Genomic DNA, 22,935 nt, shown 5'->3' with positions numbered 1-22,935 from the left:
AGCGCCCGGCTGCGCCGTTTTCAGCGCTGAAGCCGGGCGCTTTTGAGTCCGATCGTTCAATATAAAGGAGAATACCTATGTCCAAGAAACCCGTAATGCTCTGCATCATGGATGGCTTTGGCTGGACCCCCAACGAGACCTACGGTAACGCTGTGGCCGCCGCCAACAAGCCCTTCATCGATTCTCTGATGGCAAAGTACCCCATGACCACCATCGACGCCTCCGGCATGGCCGTTGGTCTGCCCGATGGCCAGATGGGCAACTCCGAGGTCGGCCACACCAACATGGGTGCCGGCCGCATCGTCTACCAGCAGCTCACCCTCATCACCAAGTCCATCAAGGACGGTGAGATGCTCAAGAACCCGGTTCTGGTCAAGAACATGAAGGCCGCCATCGACGCGGGCAAGGCCATTCATCTGATGGGTCTGGTCGGCACCGGCGGTGTCCACAGCCACGCAGACCACTGGTTCGGCGTGCTGGAGATGGCCAAGCACATGGGCGCCAAGGAGGTCTACCTCCACTGCATCACCGATGGCCGCGATACCGACCCGCACTCCGGCAAGGGCTTCCTCGCCGACCTGCAGGCCAAGCTCGATGCGCTGGGCATCGGCAAGATCGCCAGTGTCTCCGGCCGTTACTACGCCATGGACCGCGACAACAACTGGGACCGCGAGGAGAAGGCCTACGCTGCCTTCGTCTACGGCGAGGGTGAGCACTATGCCAGCGCTGCCGAAGCCATAGAGGCTTCCTACGCCAACGACAAGACCGACGAGTTCGTTCTGCCCTGCGTCACCTGCGAGGGCGGCCGCGTGCAGGATGGCGACACCGTCATCTTCATGAACTTCCGCCCCGACCGTGCCCGCCAGATGACCCGCATCTTCTGCGACGATGCCTTCACCGGTTTTGAGCGCCGCGGCGGCCGCAAGCAGGTGAACTACGTCTGCATGGCCGAGTACGACGCCACCATGCCCAACTGCGAGGTCGCCTATCCGCCCGTGGAGCTGAAGAACGTTCTGGGCCAGTACCTGTCCGAGAACGGCAAGACCCAGCTCCGCATCGCCGAGACCGAGAAGTATGCCCACGTCACCTTCTTCTTCAACGGCGGCGTGGAGGCTCCCTACGAGGGCGAGGATCGCTGCGTGATCCCCAGCCCGAAGGTGGCCACCTACGACCTGAAGCCGGAGATGAGCGCTCCGGAGGTCGCAGCCGAGTGCAAGAAGCGGATCGAGAGCGGCAAGTATGACGTCATCATCCTGAACTTCGCCAACTGCGACATGGTCGGCCATACCGGCGTCTTTGAGGCCGCTGTGAAGGCCGTAGAGGCCGTGGATGCCGCCGTCAAGGAAGTTGTCACCGCTGTGCTGGATGCGGGCGGCTGCGCCTTCCTGACCGCCGATCACGGCAATGCCGAGAAGATGAAGAACCCGGACGGCACGCCCTTCACCGCCCACACCACCAACGTGGTGCCCTTTGTGGCCATCGGCTGCGGCGACGTGAAGCTCCGTGAGGGCGGCTGCCTCGCCGACATCGCCCCCACCATGCTGCCCTATATCGGCCTCCCTGTCCCCGCAGAGATGAGCGGTAAGAGCATCATCGTGGAGTAAGGATTTCTCCCGCCTAAATCCAAAAGCAAGCGCAAAGCGCCCCGCAGGGCCTTCTCCGAAGGTCTGCGGGGCGCTTTTATGTTGGCCGGGATATCTTTATTTGTCGTCATAGTGGCCGCGGCACTGTGCGATAAAAATACGGCCATTTTCAATATGATAGACCAAGCGATTTTTCTCGTCGATGCGGCGGCTGAATTCGCCCTGCAGGTCACCCCGTAAGGCTTCTGGATTACCAATGCCCTCAAGGCAACCATTGCGCTCGATATCCTTGATAAGCTGGTTGATCCGCTTCAGTGTTTTCTTGTCCTGAAGCTGCCAATAGAGATAATCTTCCCATGCTTCATCGGACCAGATCTTTTCACTCATCCTCAACCTCGATCAGCTCATGGGCCGTTCCTTTTCCGGAGCGGAGCTCCTGAACCGATTTTTTTACATGTGCCATGTTGGCGTCTGAGTAGAAGGGGTCTTGGTTCTGGGTAATCTCGAAGGGAATGCGGTTTTCACGAAGGACAGCTTTCACGAATAGATTGATCGCAGTGGAGGTATTGAGGCCGACGTTGGAGCAGAACGCATCAAAATTGATCTTATCCGCTGCGTCCACGCGGGCGGTCAGTGTTGCTTGTGCCATAGAGAACAGCTCCTTTCTGTGTTCTATCTGCCTTTATTATAATGCTATTGTGTACAGTTTGCAAGCAGATGAAACACAATTTACAAAATCTTCCCGATTCTGTTACAACACAAAACCCCGCCGCTGAGGGTTCCCTCAAGCGGCGGGGCATTTGTGTTAAAATACCGGAAAGCGGTTCAGCTTAGAGCTGGCTTTCGTATTCCTTGCGGTAGCCTTCCAGCTCACGCTGGTTGCCATAGACGAAGTGTCCGTTGGCGATCTCTTCCCAGACCGGCTTATCCACGCTGTAATCGTGCACGGACGGATCATAAACAAGCAGCTTCTTGTTCTTCTCCAGTGCGGGGTCGGGGATGGGAACGGCGCTCAGCAGGGCTTTGGTGTAGGGGTGCAGCGGATGGAGGAACAGCTCCTCCGCCTCAGCCAGCTCCACGATGCGTCCCTTGCTGATGACGGCGATGCGGTCCGAGATGAACCGAACCACCGACAGGTCGTGGGCGATGAACAGGTAAGTCAGGCCGCGGCTCTTCTTCATCGTGTTCAGCAGGTTCAGCACCTGTGCACGGATGGAGACGTCCAGAGCCGAGATGGGCTCGTCGGCCACGATGAACTCCGGCTGCATGACCAGAGCGCGTGCAATGCCGATACGCTGGCGCTGGCCGCCGGAGAATTCGTGCGGGAAGCGGGAAGCGAACTCCGGCAGCAAGCCGACTTCGTGCAGCGCATCCATGACCTTGTTGTGCAGGTCCTCCTGATCTTTGTACAGGTGGTGGTTCAGCAGACCCTCGGCCACGATGTACTCGACCTTGGCGCGCTCGTTCAGGGAAGCCATGGGGTCTTGGAAGATCATCTGGATCTTGCGGATGACTTCCTTGTCCAGCTCCTTGGAGATATGGCCATTGATCTTCTGGCCTTTGAAGAAGATGTCGCCGCCGGAAGTCGGGTTGATGCGGCAGATGGCACGGCCAATGGTGGTCTTGCCGGAGCCGGACTCGCCGACCAGCGAGAAGGTCTCGCCCTTGTAGATGTCGAAATTGACATGATCCACTGCGACGAATTTCTTTTTGCCGGAGCCAAAGGTGATCTGAAGGTCTTTCAGCTCAATCAGCTTTTCACGTTCAGCCATTTAAGTTGGAACCTCCCATCTTTCCCATTTTCTCACGAAGGTTCTGGATGGAGTGCGGACGCTCGATCTTGGGCGCGCGCGGGTCCAGATACCAAGTCTTTGCTGCGTGGGTCTCGGACACTTGGAAGAATGGAGGTTCTGCCACGAAGTCGATGGCCAGCGCATGCTTGTTGCGGGGGGCGAAGGCATCGCCCTTGATCTCGTTGAACAGGTTCGGGGGAGTGCCGTCCACGGTGGGGAGGCTCTCACCCTTGGTGCCCAGCTGGGGCAGCGCCTGAAGCAGTGCCCAAGTGTAGGGGTGCCAAGCGTCGTAGAAGATCTCCTCCACGGTGCCGTACTCCACGATCTGACCGGCGTACATAACAGCCACACGGTCGGCCACATTCGCCACAACGCCAAGGTCGTGGGTGATGTAGATGACCGACATGCCCAGCTCCTTCTGCAGATCACGGATCAGCTGCAGGATCTGTGCCTGAATGGTCACGTCCAGCGCAGTGGTGGGCTCGTCGCAGATCAGCACCTGCGGGCGGCAAGCCGCTGCAATGGCGATGACGACACGCTGGCGCATACCGCCGGAAAACTCGTGGGGGTACTGGTCATAGCGGCGCTCCGGGTCAGGGATGCCGACCTTGGCCAGCATCTCGATGGCCGCCTTCTTGGCGGCCTCACCCTTCAGGCCCTGATGGTGCTCGATGCTCTCCTGAATCTGCTTGCCGATCTTCTTCAGCGGGTTCAGGCTGGTCATCGGGTCCTGCATGACCATGGCGATCTTCTTGCCGCGCACGCCCAGCCAATCCTTTTCGGTGAACTTGGTCATGTCGCGGCCCTCGAACAGGATGGAGCCGCCGGTGATGGAACCGTTGGCGTCCAGCATGCCCACGAAGGTCTTGGTGAATACGGACTTGCCCGAACCGGACTCGCCCACGATGGCAAGGGTCTCGCCGTCGTACAGATCCAGCGAGCACTTGCGGATGGCGTTCAGCTTGCGTCCGCGCAGACTAAAAGTGATCTCCACGTCTTTGGCAGAGATAATCGGTTGTCTATCCATTTACGTTTCTCTCTCCAATCTATCAAACGTGGTTGCGCGGGTCTGCCGCATCCGACAAAGCGTTGCCCATGATGTAGAACGAGATCGAGATGATGGACACGATGGATGCAGGGAAGACCAGCAGGTACGGGTAATCGAGGAAGAAGCCGCGCACCTTGCTCAGGATCAGGCCCAGCGACGGAGTATCGATGCCAAGGCCGAGGCCGAGGTAGGACAGCGTAGACTCCAGATTGATGGTGCCGGGGATGGAAAGCGCCATGCGCAGGATGATGACAGAGACCAGATACGGCAGGATGTTCTTGGTCAGAACACGCCACAACGGGGTACCGAGGCAGCGGGACGCGAGGTTGTACTCGCGGTCACGGAACATGAAGACCATGTTGCGGACACGGCGTGCCATGGACAGCCAGTTGATCGCGATCATCGAAATTGCCATGATCCAGAAGCTCTGACCGACCATCAGGGCGATCAGGGTCATATAGATGATGTAGGGCACGTTATCGATCAGGTTGTACAGCTCCGTGAAGAAACGGTCCAAGCTGCGGACATAGCCCCAGATTAGGCCAAAGATGACGCCGACGATGCTCTCGCCAACGGCGACGACCAGAGCCAGACGGATGGACACCTGCGTGGCGTACCACACTTGGCACCAGTAGTCGCGGCCGAGGTTGTCGGTACCGAACCAGTATTCGCTGTTCGGCTTGATGAACGCCTTGCTCGTATCCGAGATCAGGCCCGTGTAATCGTACTTGCCGATGGCCAGTGCGATAAAGGAAAAGACCGTCAGCGCCAAGAACAGGATCAGGCAGAAGACAGCGACCTTCTGCTTGAGGAAGTTCTGGATGACAGAACCCCAGTAGGAATAGTTGGAATAGCCGATGCGCTCAGCCTCTTCCGGAGAGTATTCCACGAAGTAGAACAGTTCGTCCTGCTTCTTACCCTCAAAATCAGATGCCTTAGCCATCAGCGAGCTTCCTCCTTTCCAGTCAGAGTGATACGGGGGTCAACGACCATCATCAGCACATCGCCCAAGAAAACGCCCACGATGCCCAGAACGGCATACAGGATGACCAGCGTCTGCACGACGTTCAGGTCATAACGCTGGATGGCGTCGGTCAGCAGGGGGCCCATGCCGGGGACGGAGAAGAAGCGCTCCATCAGCAGGGAGCCGCCTACCGTCAGCAGGATGGACTGGGGGATATACTGCACCATGGGGACCATGGCGTTGCGCAGAACGTGCTTGAACATGATCTCGCGGGAGCTCAGGCCCTTGACACGCGCCAGCTTGATGTAGTCGCGGGTCAGCTCATCCACCATGTAGCGGCGGGTCCACAGGGCGTAGCCCGCGATGGATGCCAGCGACAAGCAGGTGATGGGCAGCACGCTGGACGCGCTCACATTGCGGGTGGAGTACAGCGTGGGGAAGCCCAGATACTTGGAGCCCAGCACCAGCACCAGAGAATAGGACACCAGCGAGGGGACCGCATTGACGAACACGGTGTAAGCCGTGCCGATCCAGTCAAATACCTTGTCCTTGAATGCCGCCTGAAGGATGCCCATCAGAACGCCCAGCACCAGAGAGATGGCGGACGCCGTGAGGCCCAGACGCATCGAGACGCCGAACTTTTTGCCGATGACCTTGACCACCGGTGCACCGTTTTGGATACGGCGGGACGTGCCGAAGTCCAGATGCAGCAGATCGTTGTAGAACTTGATCAGCTGGGTGGGGATGGGGTCGGTCAGGCCGGCCGCTTCCAGAGCGGCGGTCTTCTGCTGATCGGTGAACTTCATGAGCTGTTCCTCAGTGAAGTAGTAGTCCGTCGGCAGACAGCGCATCATCAAAAAGACGGCTGTTGCGATCAAAAAGATTGTGACAAGCGACTGGAGCAGCCGCTTAACCGTGTATTTTAACATGTTATCGAACCTTTAACTTTTATTTTGGGGTGCGGTGGAAAACTCAGGCCTTGGTGGCAGCATCGAAGGCAGCAGCGAACTCCTCGTACTGCTCGGTGGTGTAAGGCTCTTCGCTGGTCTCCCAGTTGACAGCCTTGTAGTTGCAGGGGCCGTACATGGCGTTGATCTTGCTGTACTCGTTGGCGTGGGTCAGAGTCCAGGACACATCGAAGTAGCAGGGGCAGGCCAGAACGTTGTTCAGCATGCAGGCCTCAGCCTTTGCGAAGGCGGCGTAACGGGCATCGGTATCATCAACGATGGCCTTTGCGGTGTTGACCAGATCGGTGAACTCCTCGTAAGCAGCGACCAGATCCTTCTGCCAGTCAGCGGGGCCGGCCTCCACGATCTTGGCGATGTTGGAGTAGTACCAGCTGTAGTAAGCATTGTCGTCGTGCAGGATCTCCTGACCAACGAAGTTGACAGGGTCGCCGAAGTCAGCGCCCCAGCCGTTGATGACGAAGCTCTGCACCTGAGGATTGCGGACTTCCTGCGTGAGGGAAGAAACGTAGGTCTTGATGTCCAGCACGATGAAGTCATCGCCGAAGCTGTCGGTGAAGCACTGCTTCAGCACGGTTGCGCTGTCCAGAGCGGTGGAGTTGCCGGCGATGATGTAGTAAGCAGCGTGGACGGGGAAGGTGACGCCGATGGCGCTCAGCTCGTCCATAGCCTGCTTCTTCAGGTCCGCGATGTCGCCGTTGTTGGCGCGCAGACGGATCATGGTCTTGCCGTCATAAGACTCCTTGTCGAAGCCCATCTCCTTGGCCACCAGAGTGCTGTACTCCTGACCCTTGGTATTATAGCAGACACCCGGCATGGTGTAGTAGTCGTTCTCGCACTTCAGGGGGTTGATCTTGTTGGTACGTGCATACCAGTTGGTCAGCTCCAGACCCTTGTAGAAGCACTGACGGAAGGCGGTGTTGGCGATAGCCTTGTTCCAGTTGTCATCGGGGGTGCCGTCATCGTTGTTCTTCTGATAGTTGAAGTGCATCTGGTAGCTGTACTTCTTGGGGCGCTTCTCGCAGAGCTGAGCATTGTACTCGCTGTTGGGATCGGCCTGGATGGTGGTCAGGGTGCTCTCGCCCACATCCATCTCGTCCAGCTCACGGTTCTGGTACAGCTGGAAGGTGACGGTGCCGTCGCTGATCATGGTGACGGTGAAGCGGTCGAAGCGGGACACATCGTTTGCACCATAGTAGTTGGGGTTGGGGATGTAGCTCTTGGTGTTCTGGCTGATGAACTCCTCCACCACATACGGGCCGTTGTACCACATGTTGGTGTAGTCGCAAGCACGGAAGCCCTCGATGCCCAGCTCGGTGATCAGGTCCTCAGAGACGGGGTAGAAGCTGGTGTAGGCCGCCACGGTATCAAAGTACGGGCAGGGAGCCTTGCAGGTGAAGACGAGGGTGTAATCATCGGGAGCCTCGACGCCCACACCGGCAGCCAGCATATCTTCGTAGGTCAGGTCGGCAGCAGCGTCGCCCATGTCGCTGGTCTTCTGGTAGTAGTCAGCAGCGCCCACCAGAGTCTCGTTGGGCATGGAGGTGTTGTTGGCCTGATTCTTGGCAGCGTTCAGCACCCACTCCAGACCCACGAGGAAGTCCTTGCTGGTCAGGTGAGCCTTGACCTCGCCGTTGACGTCCACCCAATCCACATCGTCGCGCAGGTTGAAGGTCCAGACGGAGGAGTCGTCGTTGTGGCTCCACTCCTTTGCCACGGAGGGCACAGCCTTGCCGTAGCAGTCAAAGCTCAGCAGACCCTCCCACAGGTTCGTGGTGACATTCATATCGGAAGCCATCTGGGTGTACAGCATGTTCCAGCTCTCCAGTTCACGGTTGGTGGCCTCCCAAGAGATGAACTCCTTCAGCGGGGCAGCGCCGGTGGTGTTGGGGGCGCTGGTTGCACCAGAGGAAGCAGCGGTGGAGCTGCTGGAGCTACCGCCACAGGCTGCCAGAATGCCGGCGGCACCAACGACGCCGGAAGCCTTCAGAAAGCTGCGGCGGCTGATTGCATGAGACTCGTGATTGATGTTCATTGTGTTATCCTCCCTAAATAATTTCCGTGCTTCGGTGCATGGTGCAGGACAGGTTGTCCTGCTTATTTCCCACTCCTTCACGGGGGGTCTGCATTCTCTGTACTGCTGGGGAATACAAAGGAGCGCAGATACAGACCCCTCTGTCTGTGCCTGTGCTCCCCCCGCAAAACCTTAACACACTGGTGATTATACCATTAAAAGAATAAGCTGTCAATGGAGTGTGGACAGGAAGCTGTTCAAAAAAGAAAGACAGACTGTGGGAAATGATGAAATATATTTGTTTTTGTCTGGAAAAGGATGCAGAAAGTTTAACACTGCTTTTGAAAAACAAAACAACCGAAATTGTTCTCCATAAACGAACAGGTGCGAAATGCTTTACATAATAAAAGAGCGGAAGCCATCCGCTTTGCGAACAGCTCCCGCCGGGGAAAGATCACTTCATAAAACGAGCCGAGGGAAAAGATCAGCCCTTGGTGGCAGCATCGAAGGCAGCGGCGAACGCTTCGTACTGCTCGGTGGTGTAAGCCTCTTCGCTGGTCTCCCAGTTGATCGCCTTGTAGTTGCAGGGGCCGTACATGGCGTTGATCTTGCTGTACTCGTTGGCGTGGGTCAGGCACCAAGTCACATCGTAGACGGTGGGGAAGATCAGGTTCTCCTCAAGGAAGTAGGCCTCAGCCTTTGCGAAGGCGGCGTAGCGCGCGTCGGTGTCGTTGACGATGGCGCGGCCCTCGTTGACCAGATCGGTGAACTGCTCGTAAGCATCCACCAGCTCCTGCTGATAATCAGCGGGGCCGTTCTCCACGATGCCCTCGATGTTGGTCATGTTGCAGCTGTAGTAAGCATTGTCGTCGTGGACGATGATCTGGGTCAGGAAGTTGATGGGATCGCCGAAGTCCGCGCCCCAGCCCATGTGGACGAAGCTCTGCAGCTTGGGTGCCACGACCTCCTTCATGGTGGAGGAGACGAAGGTCTCGATGTCCAGCACGATGAAGTCATCGCCGAAGCTGTCGGTGAAGCACTGCTTCAGGACGGTCGCGCTGTCCAGAGCAGTGGTGGAACCGGCCAAGATATAATAGGAGCAGTGCACCGGGAAGGTGACGCCGATGGCGGAGAGCTCCTCCATGGCCTGCTTCTTCAGGTCGGTGATGTCGCCGTTGTTGGCGCGCAGACGCTTCATGGTCTGGCCGTCGTACTTCTCACCGTCGAGGCCGATCTCCTTGGCCACCAGAGAGGTGTAGTCGGTGCCGTCAGAGGTGTAGCACAGGCCGCTCATGGTGAAGAAATCGTTCTCGCACTTCAGCGGGTTGATGGGGTTGTAGCGGGAGAAGAACTTGGTCAGCTCCAGACCCTTGGAGAAGCACTGGCGGAATGCCTTGTTGGCGATGGCCTTGTTCCAGTTCTCATCGGCGGTGCCGTCGGTCTTGCGCTTGTCGTAGTTGAAGATGAAGCAGTAGCTGAACTTCTTGGGGCGTTTCTCGCACATCTGCTGATTGTATTCGTTGGAAGGATCGGCCTGAATGGTGGCGATGCTGCTCTCGCCCAGATCCACCTCGTCCAGCTCACGGTTCTGGTACAGCTGGAGGCTGATGGTGCCGTCGGAGATCATGGTGATGGTCAGGCGCTCAAAGCGGCTGACGTTGGCAGCGTCGTAGTAGCTGGGGTTGGGGATGTAGCTCTTGGTGTTGCCCTGAATGTACTCCTCGATCAGATACGGGCCATTGTACCACATGGTCGTGTTGTCGCAGCCGCGGAAGCCCTCGATGCCCAGCTCGTCGAGCAGAGCGGGAGCCACCGGGTAGAAGCTGTTGTAAGCGGCCACGGTGTCGAAGTACGGGCAGGGATCCTTGCAGGTGAAGACCAGCGTGTAGTCATCGGGAGCTTCGATGCCCACACCGGCAGCCAGCATGTCCTCGTAGGTCATGTCGGCGGCAGCGTCACCGGCGGCCTTGGTCTGCTCGTAGTAATCGGCAGCGCCCGCCACGGTATCGTTGGGCATGGAGGTGTTGTTTGCCTCGTTCTTGTAGGCGTTCATGACCCACTCGAAGCCAACGAGGAAGTCCTTGCTGGTCAGGTGATCCTTCACCTCGCCGTTGACATCCACCCAGTCCACATCGTCCCGCAGGTGGAAGGTCCAGACGGTAGAATCGTCGTTGTGCTCCCAAGAAGAAGCGATGGCGGGCGCGACCTTGCCGTAGCAGTCAAAGCTCAGCAGACCGTCCCAGATGTTGGTGATGACGTTGGCGTCCTCAGCCTTCTGAGTGTACAGCATGTTCCAGCTTTCCAGCTCACGGTTGCCGCTCTCAAAAGAGATGAACTCCTTCAGCGGGACAGCGCCGGTGGAGTTGGGTGCCTCGGCACCGCTGGTGGAAGCGCTGCCGCCCTTGTCGGAGCTGCCGCCGCATGCAGCCAGCAGACTGGCTGCGCCGACCATGCCGGCACCCTTGAGGAAGCTGCGGCGGTCGAGCTTGTGAGACTCAAAATTGATGCTCATTGGATAGATCCTCCCAGATCTTGCACGGCGCAGACGGCCGTACACATTTTCCTATTCCTAAATCCAGTGTGGTCCGCCCCAGCCGAAAAAATGCACAGAGAGGACAAAAACCGCACTTCGGGTATTTTAGCACTGTAATGAAAAGAAGTCAATGCGATGAAGTGATAAATTGGAAACAAAAGGGTGATAACAACTTTCACAAAAAAAGCACTGCGCCGAAATTGCAAAAGAATCCAAAGACTGCCCGGCTGGTTTGAAACAGCAGACTTCAAAAGAAAAAAGGTTTGCTGTTTTTGCGGGGCGGACGATTCTGCTATCTTTTTTCACAAAAGCGTGTTACAATAAAATGAGTCTGTAAATAAGGAGCACACCATGAAAAACGACACCCCCCGCATCCCGAAGTTCAAACCCTATCTGTTCCACCCCGTTTTATATAAGACCGTCACCCGCACGTCCATCGTAGCCGTCCTGATGCTGCTGTGGGAGCGCTATGTCAGCGACGGCACCTTCACCATCTGGGAAGCGCCGGGCTTTCTGTGCGGGGTGGTGCTGCTGATCTGGGCGTGGATCGACTATATGCGGCTGGATGGCTTGACCATCCATCACCTGCTGGAAGAGTTCAAGGGACAGAGCAAACAGAAAAAGTTCCACTCCACCCGCTCCATCATCGACTACGCCGATGAAAAGATCGTTTCCTTCGAGGAGCTGGAGCCGGAAGAACGCACCTATTGCAGTATGCTCTCCAATCTGGTGCTGGGGCTGCCGCTGATCCTCATCGCCCTCTGCGTCAGCTTTTTGTAAGGGGGGCGCGCCATGGAAACGAATCGGAAACAACTGGTGGTGGGCATCCTCGCCCATGTGGACTCCGGCAAGACCACCCTCTCCGAAGCCATGCTCTACCGCGCCGGTGCCATCCGAAAGCTGGGCCGCGTGGACCACAAGGACGCCTTTCTGGACACCGACGCGCTGGAAAAGGCCCGCGGCATCACCATCTTCTCCAAACAGGCCCTGCTGAGCGCAGGGAACACCGACTTCACCCTGCTGGACACCCCCGGCCATGTGGATTTTTCCACCGAGACCGAGCGGACGCTCCAAGTGCTCGACTACGCGGTGCTGGTCATCAGCGGCACCGACGGCGTCCAGAGCCACACCGAAACGCTCTGGCGGCTGCTGCGGCGCTACCGCATCCCGACCTTTGTTTTCGTGAATAAGATGGACCTGCCCGGCCCCGGAAAAGAAGCCCTGCTGGAACAGCTCAACCGCCGTCTTGGCGACGGCTTTGTGGACTTCGGGGCCGAGGAAGCCGCCCGCGACGAGGCGCTGGCCCTCTGCGACGAGCGGCTGATGGAGGCCGTCCTTGACCGGGGCACCCTGACCGATGCGGACATCATCCCCGCCATCGCCCGGCGGCATGTCTTTCCCTGCTGGTTCGGTGCGGCCCTCAGGCTGGAGGGTGTGGACGAATTTCTGGAAGGGCTGGACCGCTTCACCCGCCCGGCCCCGGCGCTGGAAGCCTTCGGCGCAAAGGTGTTCAAGATCTCGCAGGATGAGCAGGGAGCTCGGCTGACATGGCTCCGGGTCACTGGCGGGGAACTGAAGGTCAAGGCTCAGCTCACCGGCGAAGCGGACGGTGAGCCGTGGGCCGAAAAGGCCAACCAGATGCGGCTGTATTCGGGGGCAAAGTACGCGCTGGCCGAGCGCATCGGGCCGGGGCAGGTCTGCGCCGTCACCGGCCTGACCAAGGCCCGCCCCGGCGAGGGCCTTGGCGCCGAACGGGACGGCGACCTGCCGGTCCTCGAACCGGTGCTGAGCTATCAGGTGCTGCTGCCGGAAGGGGCAGACGTTCACGCCGCCCTCGGCAAGCTCCACCGGCTCGAAGAAGAGGAACCCCAGCTCCACGTCGTCTGGAACGAGACGCTGGGCGAGATCCATGTGCAGCTCATGGGCGAGATCCAACTGGAAGTGCTCAAAAGTCTGCTGGCCCAGCGCTACGGGCTGGACGTAAGCTTTGGCCCCGGCGGCATTTTATATAAGGAAACGATCACCGAGGCCATCGAGGGCGTGGGCCACTACGAACCCCTCCGCCACTATGCGGAAGTCCACCTCAAGCTGGAACCCCTGCCCCGCGGCAGCGGGATGCAGTTCGACGCCGACTGCCGGGAAGAGGTGCTGGACAAGAACTGGCAGCGGCTGGTGCTGACCCACCTCGAAGAAAAGCAGCACCTTGGCGTGTTGACCGGTGCCCCGCTGACCGATGTGAAGATCACCCTCATCGCGGGCCGTGCCCACCTCAAGCACACCGAGGGCGGCGATTTCCGTCAGGCTACCTACCGCGCCGTGCGGCAGGGCTTGATGATGGCAGATCAGATCCACAAAACGCAGCTTCTCGAACCGTGGTATGCCTTCCGGCTGGAGCTCCCGGCGGAAAACGTGGGCCGGGCCATGAACGACATTCAGCAGATGGGCGGCAGCTTCGACCCGCCCCAGACCGCCCCGGACGGCCAGACCACCACCCTGACCGGAACGGCCCCGGCCTCCACCATGCGCAGCTACCCCATGGACGTGGTGGGCTACACGCGGGGCAGGGGACACCTGAACCTGAGTCTGGACGGCTACCGCCCCTGCCACAACGCCGAAGAAGTCATCGCCGCCGTGGGCTACGAGCCGGAGCACGACCTCGACAACCCGGCGGATTCGGTCTTCTGCGCCCACGGCGCGGGCTTCGTAGTCCCGTGGGAGCAGGTACGCAGCCATATGCACGTGGACAGCGGCTGGGGCAAGACCGCCCGCCCCGCCGAGGAAGCGGCCCAGAACCGTCCCCGCCGGATGGCCGCTTACCGTGCCACGCTGGAAGAGGATGCCGAGCTGCTGAAAATTTTCGAGCAGACCTACGGGCCCATCAAGCGGGACCCGCTGGCGGCGTTCCGCCCGACCCAAAAGACCGAGCGCCCGGATTTCAACGCCGAGCAGTGGGAGATCGCCCCCGAATACCTGCTGGTGGACGGCTACAACATCATCTTTGCGTGGGACGAGCTGAACGAGCTTTCCAAACAGAGCCTCGAAGCCGCCCGCAAAAAGCTGATGGACATCCTGTGCAACTATCAGGGGTTCAAAAAGTGCGTTCTCATCCTTGTGTTCGACGCCTATCGGGTGCCCGGCAGCCCCGGCACCATCCAGCAGTACCACAATATCCATGTGGTCTACACCAAGGAAGCCGAGACGGCGGATATGTTCATCGAGCATGTCACCCACGAGATCGGCAAGGGCCGCCGGGTCCGCGTCGCCACCTCGGACGGCATGGAACAGATCATCATCCTCGGCCATGGTGCTCTCCGCGTCTCCGCCCGCATGTTCCATCAGGAAGTGCAGGAGGCAGAGAAAGAGATCCGGAAATATTTACAGGGAGAAGTATAAACCTCTCCGTCATCGCTGACGCGATGCCACCTCCCCTAATGAGGGGAGGCCTTGGCAGCCGATTTTAGTTCATCTTTATGCCAAAGGCTCCCCTACTAGGGGAGCTGGCGGGCGCAAGCCCGACTGAGAGGTTGTACGAAGGAGAACGCTGCAATGATGATTACAAGTGAAGAATTTGTCTGGCGTGCCATTCCTCCCCGCCCCCGTTCCAGCCACAAGGGCACCTTCGGTTCGGTGCTGGCCGTGGCGGGCAGCGCAAGCTACCGGGGCGCTGCGGCCTTGGCCGTGGAAGGGGCCCTGCGCACCGGGGCGGGCATCGTCACGCTGGCCAGCGTCGAACCGGTGCTGGCGGCGGTGTCGGCCCGTCTGCCGGAGTGCTGCCTCTGCCCCTGCGAAGCGGGCGCGGCGGGCGGCATCGCCCCCGAAAATATCCCCCGCATCCAGCGCCAGAAGGCGACGGTCCTGCTGCTGGGCCCCGGCCTCGGTTACACGGTCCAGAGCGCAGCCCGCGCCGCCGAGACCCGGATGCTGGCGGGGACGCTCCTGCCCGGCTTTGCGGGCAGCGCCGTGCTGGACGCCGACGGCCTGAACGCCGCCGCCGATCTGCTGCAGGCCGGGAAGCTGCCCCATCCGCAGGGGGACTTGATCTTGACGCCCCACCCCGGCGAAATGGCTCGGCTGACCGGATGTTCGGCAGCGGACATCAACGCCGACCGCGAGGGTACGGCCCTCCGCTTTGCAAAGGCGTGGGATGCCGTCGTCGTGCTGAAAGGGGCCCGCACCGTCATTGCCGCGCCGGATGGCCGGTGTGCGGTGAACCCCACCGGCAACCCCGGCTTAGCCCGCGGGGGCAGCGGGGACGTGCTGGCCGGCATGACCAGCGCCCTGCTGGCCTGTAAGCTGCCCGCCTTTGAGGCCGCCGTCTGCGCGGTCTATCTCCACGGAGCCGCCGCGGACTGCGCCGCCGCGAAGCACGGCGAGGCCGGGATGCTCCCCCACGACCTCTTTGCCGAGCTGGGGGGCCTTTTCGCCGCCAACGGCCGCTGACCTTTTCCCAAACGATTCCTACCGAAACGCTTCCTTTCCGCCGGATTTGTGCTATACTGGACTTGGCACAAACTCGTTTGGAAAGGGGCGTTTTTGTTTATGGTTCCTGCACTGGAAAAAATCATTTCCGAAAGCGAGAACATGGTCTTTTTTGGCGGCGCGGGCGTTTCGACCGAGAGCGGCATCCCGGATTTTCGGAGCGTGGACGGGCTCTATCATCAGAAATATGACTACCCACCCGAAACCATCCTCAGCCATACCTTCTGGGAGCGCTGCCCGGAGGAATTCTATCGGTTTTATCGCGATAAGCTCATCGTCAAGGGGGCCAAGCCCAACGCGGCCCACCTGCGGCTGGCCAAGCTCGAACGGGAGGGCAAACTGAAAGCCGTCGTCACCCAGAACATCGACGGGCTGCATCAGGCCGCCGGTTCCAAAACGGTCTACGAGCTCCACGGCAGCACCCTGCGCAACTACTGCACCGAGTGCGGAAAGTTTTTTGACGCAGACTTCATTGCGAACAGCACCGGTGTGCCCCGCTGCCCGGACTGCGGCGGCATCGTCAAGCCGGACGTCGTCCTCTACGAGGAAGGGCTGGATGAGCAGGTGGTCTCCGGGGCGGTACAGGCCATCCGCAAGGCCGATACCCTCATCGTGGGCGGCACCAGCTTGGTGGTCTACCCGGCGGCGGGTCTGCTGCGGTACTTCCGGGGGCGGCACCTCGTGGTCATCAATATGCAGCCCACCCCCGCCGACGAAGAAGCCGACCTGTGCATCGCAAAGCCCATCGGGCAGGTGCTCAGCGAAGATGTGAAGTTGGAGGACGTGGGATGAAAGCAGTCATTCTCGAAAGCTATGTCATGAAGGAGGGCGACCTCGATTGGTCGGGCGTCAAGGCCCTCATCCCGGACACCACCAGCTATGTCCGTACGGCCTATGAGGAGATCGCGCCCCGCATCGGCGGCGCCGAGGTGGTCTTCCTCAACAAGTGCCGGATGGACGAAGCGGTTCTGGCCCAGTGTCCGAACCTGAAGTTCGTGGGCATCATCGCCACCGGCACCGACAATCTCGACTTGGAGGCGTGCCGCCGCCACGGCGTCGCCGTCGCCAACGTGCCCGGTTACTCGACCTACAGCGTCGCCCAGATGACCTTCAGTCTGCTCCTCGCCATCTGCCAGTGCGCCGAGCGGTACGATCGCGCCGTCAAGGATGGCTGCTGGCAGTTGGATATCCCGGCAAGCTATGGGCTACTGCCCCAAGTGGAGCTGTTCGGCAAGACCTTCGGCGTCTACGGCTACGGCAGCATCGGCCGCCAGACCGCCCGCATCGCCAAGGCCTTCGGGATGCGGGTCCTCGTCTGCACCCGCACCGTCCGGCCGGAGTATTCCGCCGACGGCGTGGAGTTCGTGGAGTTTGACACCCTGCTGCGGGAAAGCGACGTCCTCAGCCTTCACTGCCCGGCGACGCCAAAGACGCGGGGGCTCATCAGCGCGGATGCGCTGGCCCGGATGAAGCCGGGGGCCATCCTGCTGAACACGGCACGGGGGGCCTTGGTGGACGAAGAGGCCGTCGCCGCCGCCCTTCGCAGCGATCTGCTGGGCTTCTATGGGGCCGATGCCTTTGGCACTGAGCCGCTCCCGCAGGAAAGCCCCCTGCGGAAGGAACCCCACGCCATCCTCACCCCACACATTGCATGGACGACCAAGGAAGCGCTGCAGAACCTGATGGACATCACCACCCGGAACCTGCGCACCTTCCTCGACGGAAACGGCGAGAACATCGTCAACCGGTAACAGAAAAGGAGAACAACAATGCAGGCAACCATCCACAATGAATTCCTGACCCTGACCGTGGACACCCACGGCGCTGAGGCCGTCAGCCTGAAAAATGCGGCGGGGGAGGAGCTGCTCTGGCAGGCCGACCCGGCTGTCTGGAAGCGCCATGCGCCCATCCTCTTCCCGTGGACGGGCAAGCTGCCCGGCGGCACCTTCACCCATGGCGGCAAGACCTACAAGGGCGGCCAGCACGGCTTTGCGCGGGACGTGGAGCACACCCTGCTCCGCGCCGAGGGCGATACCATCGAGCTGGAGCTGCGGTCCGACGCCGCCACCAAGGCCCAGCGCTTCCCCTTTGACTTCGTCCTCACCAGCACCTTCCGGCTGGAGGGCAGGACGGTCCACCACACCCTGACCGTGGAAAACCCCGCCGACGCCGCGGAGGAGCTGCGGTTCGGCATCGGCTACCACCCGGCCTTCAACATCCCCTTCGACAGCGCCCACACCACCACCGACTACGAGTTCCGCTTCGACGGCCCCGAAAGCCCCATGATCCTCGACGCCCGCCCCAACGGGTTGCTCTCCGGCAAGTGTTACTACCAGTGGAAGAACGTCTCGTCCATCCCGCTCACCGATGAGCTGTTTGCAAACGACAGCTTCTGCATGGCGGGTCTGCGCAGCAGCACCGTGGGCATCTACGAAAAAGACACCGGCCGCCGCATCGTCTGCGACGTGCAGGGCTACCCCTACTCCCTCATCTGGTCGGCTCCGGCGAAGCCCGTCCGCTTCGTCTGCATCGAGCCGTGGCAGTCCCTGCCCGGTGCCGAGACCGACCCGCAGGAGTGGACCGAGCGGGCCGCTGCCGCCTGCCTTGCCCCCGGCCAGCGTTGGGCCACCACTCTGAACACGACGTTTGACCGATAAAAACAAAGAGGACCGGCTCGCGTGAGCCGGTCCTCTTTCTGTCTCAGAAAAAACAATAAAGATCTTACAGAGCCTTGATGGCAGTCTTGATGCGCTCGGCGGCGGCCTTGGTCTTCTCGGCGTCACCGAAAGCGGTCAGGCGGAAGTAGCCCTCGCCGCACTCACCGAAGCCGACACCGGGGGTGCCGACGACGCCGCAGTTCTCCAGCAGCCAGTCGAAGAACTCCCAGCTCTTCATGCTGCCGGGGCAGCGCAGCCAGATGTAGGGGCTGTTCTTGCCGCCGCAGTACCACACGCCGCACTCATCCAGCGCGTCGGCGATGACCTTGGCGTTTTTGCGGTAGTAGTCGAGGTTCTGCTGGATCTCAGCCATGCCGCTCTCGGTGAAGACGGCGGCAGCCGCGCGCTGCACGATGTAGGGCACACCGTTGAACTTGGTGGTCTGGCGGCGCAGCCAGAGCTTGTTCAGGTTCATGCCCTCGCGCTCCAGCTCCTTGGGCACGATGGTGTAGCCGCAGCGGGTGCCGGTGAAGCCGGCGATCTTGGAGAAGGAGCAGATCTCGATGGCGCACTCGCGGGCACCCTCGATCTCGAAGATGCTGCGGGCCAGATGCTCGTCGGTGATGAAGCACTCATAGGCGGCGTCGTACAGGATGACGGCGTTGTTCTTCTTGGCGTAAGCCACCCACTCCTTGAGCTGCTCGCGGGTGTAGGCTGCGCCGGTGGGGTTGTTGGGGCTGCAGATGTAGATGATGTCCGCCTTCACGCTGTCGTCAGGCATCCCAAGGAAGCCGTTCTCCTGATTGGTGCGGCTGTAGATGATCTTGCGGCCGTCGGTCACGTTGTCGTCCACATAGGTGGGGTAGACGGGGTCCGGAACCAGAACGGTGTTGTCCACGTCAAACAGGCCCAGCACGTTGGCCAAGTCGCTCTTGGCACCGTCGGAGATGAAGATCTCGTCCTCGTCCAGCTTGGTATTGCGGCTTGCGTAGTAACCCTGAATGGCCTGTTTCAGGAAGGGGTAGCCCTGCTCCGGGCCGTAGCCGTGGAAGCCTTCCTTGGTGCCCATCTCGGCGGCGGCATCCTGCATGGCCGTCACGACGCACTTGGCCAGCGGCTGCGTCACGTCGCCGATGCCCAGACGGATGATCTCTTTTTCGGGGTGTGCTTCCTGATAGGCCGCGACCTTGTGGGCAATGTCCACGAACAGGTAGCTGGCTTTCAGCTCGCCGTAATGATGATTCATTTTCATAATGTGTTCCCTCAATTCTTAATATTAGATTGCTCGCCCTCTCAGTCCGCTTCGCGTCCAGCTGTCCTCCCTCTGTCGCATATGCGACATCTCCCTCCGGCCGGAGGGAGTCTTTCCCAAAGGGGGAGCTTTTTTGCAAGAAGATAAACTTCCCGGAACTGCTAAAACCTCCCACTTTGGGGGAGGTGGCATCGCGTAAGCGATGACGGAGAGGGCAAGGACGTTAAACTTCAGCGATGCCTTCGTAAACAGTCGTTGCTGCGCCGGTCATCAGGAGCTGCTTGCCGGGCAGCACCCGGATGGTCAGCTCGCCGCCCCGCAGCGCTACATGGACATCCTCGCCCACGGGGCAGAGGCCCTGCTCCACCAGCGCCGCCACTGTGGCACAGGTGCCGGTGCCGCAGGCCCACGTTTCGCCGCTGCCGCGCTCCCACACCCGCATTTTCAGGTGGGTGGCGTCCACCACTTCGACGAATTCGGTGTTGATCCGCTCCGGGAAGTTCGGGTGGCGCTCAAACGCCGGGCCGATGGCTTCCAGCTTCAGACTGTCCACATCGTCCACAAGGGTCACGCAGTGGGGGTTGCCCACGCTGATGCAGGTGACATTCCACGGCTTGCCGTCTACCTCCAGAGGGCAGCGCACCAACGGCCCTTCGCCCATGTTCACGGCGGGCAGGTCTGCGGCCATGGCCGAGTAGACCCCCATCTCCACCTGCCAGAGCTCTTCGCCCATGCGGGTCAGCGTTTTGAGTCCGCTCTGGGTGTCGATCTTCAGCACGGACTTTTCCGCACAGGCCGGGTCGTGCACATGCAGCCACTCGGCCACGCAGCGGATGCCGTTGCCGCACATCTGCGCTTCGCTGCCGTCGGCGTTGAAGATGCGCATGGTGCCGTCCGCCCCCGGTGTGCGGGGCGCACAGATGCAGATGATGCCGTCCGCGCCCACCGAAAAGTGCCGCGCCGAGAGCTTCTGCGCCAAGGGGACGATCTTCTCCGGCACGCCGGAAGCCCGGCAGTCCAGATAGAGATAGTCGTTGGCGCAGCCCTGCATTTTGGTGAATGAGAGTTTCATCGCGTTCATCCTTTCAGTAGTTATAACGAACCAACTATTATGATAAGAAGCAAACGGGGTTCTGTCAAGCGAAAAAAGGCGCTTTCGGCAATTTTTATCGGAAATTTCCGCCCGGCCCGGCCCGGAACGCAAAACAGGGCTTGACAAGATGCGGCCCATGGGATATAAAAAATAGAGAGTGCTCTGTGCGGCGGCGAGGGCCGCGCGTAGGGTGACAACAAAGAATCGATGACAAAAGGAGACCGTGATAATGGAGACCTTTGAGAAGATCCGTGCACTGCTGGCAGAACAACTGGATGTTGACCCCGCCAAGATCACCATGGACAGTGACATCATGAGCGATTTTGAGGCCGACAGCCTTGACATCGTGGATATGGTCATGACGCTGGAGGACGAGTTCGGCATCGAAGTGCCCGACGACGCCATCGAAAATCTGCGCACCGTGGGTGACGTGGTGAACTTTGTGGACAGCCATCAGGGCTGATTTGGTTTTGCAAAAGGCCCCGTTTCCCGGCGCTGCACACGGCGGTGCTGCGGCGGGGCTTTTAATATGAGTTCGTGCGGAACGGCCAAGAGAGACCGGACGTTTGGCGCACGGCTTTGGAGGATAAAATAAAATGGCAAAAGACAACAAGAAACTCGTGCAGGCGATCACCAGTCAGGAGGAGAACTTCGCACAGTGGTATACCGACATCTGCGTCAAGGCAGAGCTGGTCGAGTATTCCAGCGTGAAGGGCTTCATCATCCTGCGCCCCTATGGTCAGGCCATCTGGGAGCTGATCCAGAAGGACATGGATGCCCGCTTCAAGGCCACCGGCCATGAGAACGTGGCCATGCCCGTCCTGATCCCGGAGAGCCTGCTGCAGAAGGAAGGCGAGCTGGTCAATGGCTTCGCGCCGGAGGTGGCGTGGGTCACGATGGGCGGCTCGGACAAGCTGGAAGAGCGCCTCGCCGTCCGCCCCACCAGCGAGACCATGTTCTGCGACCATTGGTCCCGCGTGTTGCACAGCTACCGCGAGCTGCCCATGAAGTACAACCAGTGGTGCAGCGTCGTGCGCTGGGAGAAGACCACCCGTCCCTTCCTGCGCAGCCGTGAGTTCTGGTGGCAGGAGGGTCACACCATCCACGAGACCGCCGCTGAGGCTGAGGCTGAGACCCAGCAGCAGCTGGACTGCTACGCAGACGTCTGCGAGCAGGATCTCGCCATCCCTGTTGTCAAGGGCCGCAAGACCGATAAGGAAAAGTTTGCCGGTGCCGAAGCCACCTACACCATCGAAGCCATGATGAAGGACGGCAAGGCCCTGCAGAGCGGCACCAGCCATTACTTCGGCGATAAGTTCAGCAAGGCCTATGACGTGACCTTCACCGGCCGCGACAACCAGCTGCACCACCCGTTCCAGACCAGCTGGGGCGTATCCACCCGTCTGGTGGGTGCCATCATCATGACCCACGGCGACGACGACGGCCTGATCCTGCCCCCCGCTGTGGCTCCCATTCAGGTGGTCGTGGTGCCCATCGCAGCCCACAAGCCCGGCGTCTCCGAGAAGGCCGCTGAGCTGGCCGAGAAGATCAGCAAGTATGCCCGCGTCAAGCTGGACGACAGTGACAACGCCCCCGGCTGGAAGTTCTCCCAGTGGGAGATGAAGGGCGTGCCCCTCCGTCTGGAGATCGGCCCCAAGGACCTCGAAAAGAACCAGTGCGTCCTCGTCCGCCGCGATACCCGCGAGAAGATCTTCGTCTCTCTGGACGAGCTGGAAACTGCCATCCCCGCCCAGTTGGAGGCCCTGCGCAAGGACCTGTACGAGCGCGCCCTGAAGAACCGCGAGGAGCGCACTTGGTCCGCCACCACCATGGACGAAGTCAAGGCGCTGGCCAAGGCCAACACCGGCTACATCAAGACCATGTGGTGCGGCGACCTTGCCTGTGAGATGAAGATGAAGGAAGAGGCTGGCCTGTCCAGCCGTTGTATGCCCTTCGAGCAGGAGCACCTCAGCGATGTCTGCCCCTGCTGCGGCAAGCCCGCCACCAAGATGGTCTACTGGGGCATCGCCTACTAAGCCGCCCCATAGTCAGAGCCTGATCAGATGAAAAAAGCAGCTTTCCCGTTGGGCGGGAGAGCTGCTTTTTTGTGTCTGCCTATTGACAACCATGTATCTACTGTATATACTGTAAATATACAGACGCAACGGAGGCGGCAGACATGAATCTCTTCATCGATAACAAGAGCGGTGCACCCATCTACGAGCAGCTCTACACCCAGATCAAGAACCAGATTTTGAGCGGGGAACTACAGCCGGAGGAGGCTATGCCATCCATCCGGGGGCTGGCGCGGGACCTGCGCATCAGCGTTATCACCACAAAGCGGGCCTACGATGAGCTGGAACAGGAGGGTTTTTTGTATGCGGTGCCCGCCAAGGGCTTTTTCGTGGCAGCGAAAAACACCGAGCTGCTCCGGGAAGAGAACCTGAAAAAAATCGAAGCACACCTGACGGAAGCCGTCCGGCTGGCGGCACCCTGCGGGCTGACCAAACAGGAACTGACCGAAATGTTGGAATTGCTGTGGGAGGAATGAACC

Annotated in this window: 20 protein-coding genes; 10 read left to right on the top strand and 10 right to left on the bottom strand. The window is 60.1% G+C overall.

Annotation, left to right across the window (positions count from 1 at the left end; genetic code table 11):
* Positions 1-77 precede the first annotated feature (77 nt).
* On the top strand, positions 78-1,604 hold the full coding sequence (gpmI, locus tag C4N23_RS04360; RefSeq protein WP_055189414.1) for a 2,3-bisphosphoglycerate-independent phosphoglycerate mutase: 1,527 nt from the start codon (positions 78-80) through the stop codon (positions 1,602-1,604).
* Positions 1,605-1,700: 96 nt separating this feature from the next.
* Here gpmI and C4N23_RS04355 read toward each other — a convergent pair whose 3' ends face one another.
* From C4N23_RS04355 to C4N23_RS04320, 8 genes are all read right to left on the bottom strand, one after another.
* Positions 1,701-1,970: a Txe/YoeB family addiction module toxin gene (locus tag C4N23_RS04355; protein ID WP_112144316.1), complete on the bottom strand. Its 270-nt coding sequence runs from the start codon at positions 1,968-1,970 to the stop codon at positions 1,701-1,703.
* On the bottom strand, positions 1,963-2,232 hold the full coding sequence (locus C4N23_RS04350; RefSeq protein ID WP_070099971.1) for a type II toxin-antitoxin system RelB/DinJ family antitoxin: 270 nt from the start codon (positions 2,230-2,232) through the stop codon (positions 1,963-1,965). The genes C4N23_RS04355 and C4N23_RS04350 overlap by 8 nt, the downstream gene beginning before the upstream one ends.
* A 181-nt stretch (positions 2,233-2,413) precedes the next feature.
* On the bottom strand, positions 2,414-3,355 hold the full coding sequence (locus C4N23_RS04345; RefSeq protein ID WP_055189408.1) for an ATP-binding cassette domain-containing protein: 942 nt from the start codon (positions 3,353-3,355) through the stop codon (positions 2,414-2,416).
* On the bottom strand, positions 3,348-4,403 hold the full coding sequence (locus C4N23_RS04340; protein ID WP_055189406.1) for an ABC transporter ATP-binding protein: 1,056 nt from the start codon (positions 4,401-4,403) through the stop codon (positions 3,348-3,350). Before C4N23_RS04340 ends, C4N23_RS04345 begins: the two co-directional genes overlap by 8 nt.
* 22 nt (positions 4,404-4,425) lie before the next feature.
* Entirely contained in the window at positions 4,426-5,367 is a 942-nt protein-coding gene (locus C4N23_RS04335; protein WP_055189404.1) for an ABC transporter permease, read from the bottom strand.
* Positions 5,367-6,317, bottom strand: coding sequence for an ABC transporter permease (locus tag C4N23_RS04330; protein WP_055189402.1), 951 nt, complete (start codon positions 6,315-6,317; stop codon positions 5,367-5,369). The genes C4N23_RS04335 and C4N23_RS04330 overlap by 1 nt, the downstream gene beginning before the upstream one ends.
* A gap of 43 nt (positions 6,318-6,360) precedes the next feature.
* A complete protein-coding gene (locus tag C4N23_RS04325; protein WP_112144313.1) occupies positions 6,361-8,388 on the bottom strand; it encodes an ABC transporter substrate-binding protein in 2,028 nt (675 codons plus the stop codon).
* A 463-nt stretch (positions 8,389-8,851) separates the two neighbouring features.
* Positions 8,852-10,879, bottom strand: a complete 2,028-nt coding sequence (locus C4N23_RS04320; protein ID WP_112144311.1) for a peptide ABC transporter substrate-binding protein — start codon at positions 10,877-10,879, stop codon at positions 8,852-8,854.
* A gap of 372 nt (positions 10,880-11,251) precedes the next feature.
* Here C4N23_RS04320 and C4N23_RS04315 point away from each other — a divergent pair, with 372 nt between their 5' ends.
* From C4N23_RS04315 to C4N23_RS04290, 6 genes are all read left to right on the top strand, one after another.
* Complete coding sequence (locus tag C4N23_RS04315) at positions 11,252-11,680, top strand: hypothetical protein (protein WP_055189396.1); 429 nt, start codon at positions 11,252-11,254, stop codon at positions 11,678-11,680.
* Positions 11,681-11,692: 12 nt separating this feature from the next.
* Positions 11,693-14,293 carry a translation factor GTPase family protein gene (locus tag C4N23_RS04310; protein ID WP_112144309.1) on the top strand — a complete coding sequence of 867 codons (2,601 nt, stop codon included), beginning with the start codon at positions 11,693-11,695 and terminating at the stop codon, positions 14,291-14,293.
* Positions 14,294-14,446: 153 nt separating this feature from the next.
* Complete coding sequence (locus C4N23_RS04305) at positions 14,447-15,340, top strand: NAD(P)H-hydrate dehydratase (RefSeq protein ID WP_112144307.1); 894 nt, start codon at positions 14,447-14,449, stop codon at positions 15,338-15,340.
* A gap of 99 nt (positions 15,341-15,439) precedes the next feature.
* Positions 15,440-16,171: an NAD-dependent protein deacylase gene (locus C4N23_RS04300; RefSeq protein ID WP_112144305.1), complete on the top strand. Its 732-nt coding sequence runs from the start codon at positions 15,440-15,442 to the stop codon at positions 16,169-16,171.
* Complete coding sequence (locus C4N23_RS04295) at positions 16,168-17,130, top strand: D-2-hydroxyacid dehydrogenase (RefSeq protein ID WP_112144303.1); 963 nt, start codon at positions 16,168-16,170, stop codon at positions 17,128-17,130. The genes C4N23_RS04300 and C4N23_RS04295 overlap by 4 nt, the downstream gene beginning before the upstream one ends.
* 18 nt (positions 17,131-17,148) lie before the next feature.
* Entirely contained in the window at positions 17,149-18,036 is an 888-nt protein-coding gene (locus C4N23_RS04290; RefSeq protein ID WP_112144301.1) for an aldose 1-epimerase family protein, read from the top strand.
* Positions 18,037-18,100: 64 nt separating this feature from the next.
* Here C4N23_RS04290 and C4N23_RS04285 read toward each other — a convergent pair whose 3' ends face one another.
* Both C4N23_RS04285 and dapF read right to left on the bottom strand, forming a co-directional pair.
* Positions 18,101-19,288, bottom strand: coding sequence for an LL-diaminopimelate aminotransferase (locus tag C4N23_RS04285; protein WP_112144298.1), 1,188 nt, complete (start codon positions 19,286-19,288; stop codon positions 18,101-18,103).
* A 223-nt stretch (positions 19,289-19,511) separates the two neighbouring features.
* Positions 19,512-20,360, bottom strand: a complete 849-nt coding sequence (gene dapF / locus C4N23_RS04280; protein WP_112144295.1) for a diaminopimelate epimerase — start codon at positions 20,358-20,360, stop codon at positions 19,512-19,514.
* Between the two features lie 250 nt (positions 20,361-20,610).
* On the opposite strand from dapF, the gene acpP reads away from it, so the two are divergent.
* The 3 genes from acpP (at position 20,611) to C4N23_RS04265 (ending at position 22,932) form a co-directional block, all read left to right on the top strand.
* The gene (gene acpP / locus C4N23_RS04275) at positions 20,611-20,844 is read left to right on the top strand and encodes an acyl carrier protein (RefSeq protein WP_055189381.1); all 234 of its coding nucleotides are present in this window, start codon (positions 20,611-20,613) and stop codon (positions 20,842-20,844) included.
* Between the two features lie 133 nt (positions 20,845-20,977).
* Positions 20,978-22,417 (top strand): proline--tRNA ligase, encoded by a 1,440-nt coding sequence (proS, locus tag C4N23_RS04270; protein WP_055189379.1) that lies wholly within the window; start codon positions 20,978-20,980, stop codon positions 22,415-22,417.
* Positions 22,418-22,560: 143 nt separating this feature from the next.
* Complete coding sequence (locus C4N23_RS04265; protein ID WP_005932304.1) at positions 22,561-22,932, top strand: GntR family transcriptional regulator; 372 nt, start codon at positions 22,561-22,563, stop codon at positions 22,930-22,932.
* Positions 22,933-22,935: the final 3 nt, after the last annotated feature.

Source organism: Faecalibacterium hattorii (genome assembly GCF_003287455.1).
GTDB lineage: Bacteria > Bacillota > Clostridia > Oscillospirales > Ruminococcaceae > Faecalibacterium > Faecalibacterium hattorii.
Note: the sequence above shows the minus strand (reverse complement) of the source record. Positions and strands in the feature narration are given on the sequence as shown.

Bases quoted from the DNA above. Each gene is read 5' to 3' on its own strand.
- gpmI (WP_055189414.1), top strand. From the start codon at position 78: ATGTCCAAGAAACCCGTAATGCTCTGCATCATGGATGGCTTTGGCTGG.
- C4N23_RS04355 (WP_112144316.1), bottom strand. From the start codon at position 1,970: ATGAGTGAAAAGATCTGGTCCGATGAAGCATGGGAAGATTATCTCTAT.
- C4N23_RS04350 (WP_070099971.1), bottom strand. From the start codon at position 2,232: ATGGCACAAGCAACACTGACCGCCCGCGTGGACGCAGCGGATAAGATC.
- C4N23_RS04345 (WP_055189408.1), bottom strand. From the start codon at position 3,355: ATGGCTGAACGTGAAAAGCTGATTGAGCTGAAAGACCTTCAGATCACC.
- C4N23_RS04340 (WP_055189406.1), bottom strand. From the start codon at position 4,403: ATGGATAGACAACCGATTATCTCTGCCAAAGACGTGGAGATCACTTTT.
- C4N23_RS04335 (WP_055189404.1), bottom strand. From the start codon at position 5,367: ATGGCTAAGGCATCTGATTTTGAGGGTAAGAAGCAGGACGAACTGTTC.
- C4N23_RS04330 (WP_055189402.1), bottom strand. From the start codon at position 6,317: ATGTTAAAATACACGGTTAAGCGGCTGCTCCAGTCGCTTGTCACAATC.
- C4N23_RS04325 (WP_112144313.1), bottom strand. From the start codon at position 8,388: ATGAACATCAATCACGAGTCTCATGCAATCAGCCGCCGCAGCTTTCTG.
- C4N23_RS04320 (WP_112144311.1), bottom strand. From the start codon at position 10,879: ATGAGCATCAATTTTGAGTCTCACAAGCTCGACCGCCGCAGCTTCCTC.
- C4N23_RS04315 (WP_055189396.1), top strand. From the start codon at position 11,252: ATGAAAAACGACACCCCCCGCATCCCGAAGTTCAAACCCTATCTGTTC.
- C4N23_RS04310 (WP_112144309.1), top strand. From the start codon at position 11,693: ATGGAAACGAATCGGAAACAACTGGTGGTGGGCATCCTCGCCCATGTG.
- C4N23_RS04305 (WP_112144307.1), top strand. From the start codon at position 14,447: ATGATGATTACAAGTGAAGAATTTGTCTGGCGTGCCATTCCTCCCCGC.
- C4N23_RS04300 (WP_112144305.1), top strand. From the start codon at position 15,440: ATGGTTCCTGCACTGGAAAAAATCATTTCCGAAAGCGAGAACATGGTC.
- C4N23_RS04295 (WP_112144303.1), top strand. From the start codon at position 16,168: ATGAAAGCAGTCATTCTCGAAAGCTATGTCATGAAGGAGGGCGACCTC.
- C4N23_RS04290 (WP_112144301.1), top strand. From the start codon at position 17,149: ATGCAGGCAACCATCCACAATGAATTCCTGACCCTGACCGTGGACACC.
- C4N23_RS04285 (WP_112144298.1), bottom strand. From the start codon at position 19,288: ATGAAAATGAATCATCATTACGGCGAGCTGAAAGCCAGCTACCTGTTC.
- dapF (WP_112144295.1), bottom strand. From the start codon at position 20,360: ATGAAACTCTCATTCACCAAAATGCAGGGCTGCGCCAACGACTATCTC.
- acpP (WP_055189381.1), top strand. From the start codon at position 20,611: ATGGAGACCTTTGAGAAGATCCGTGCACTGCTGGCAGAACAACTGGAT.
- proS (WP_055189379.1), top strand. From the start codon at position 20,978: ATGGCAAAAGACAACAAGAAACTCGTGCAGGCGATCACCAGTCAGGAG.
- C4N23_RS04265 (WP_005932304.1), top strand. From the start codon at position 22,561: ATGAATCTCTTCATCGATAACAAGAGCGGTGCACCCATCTACGAGCAG.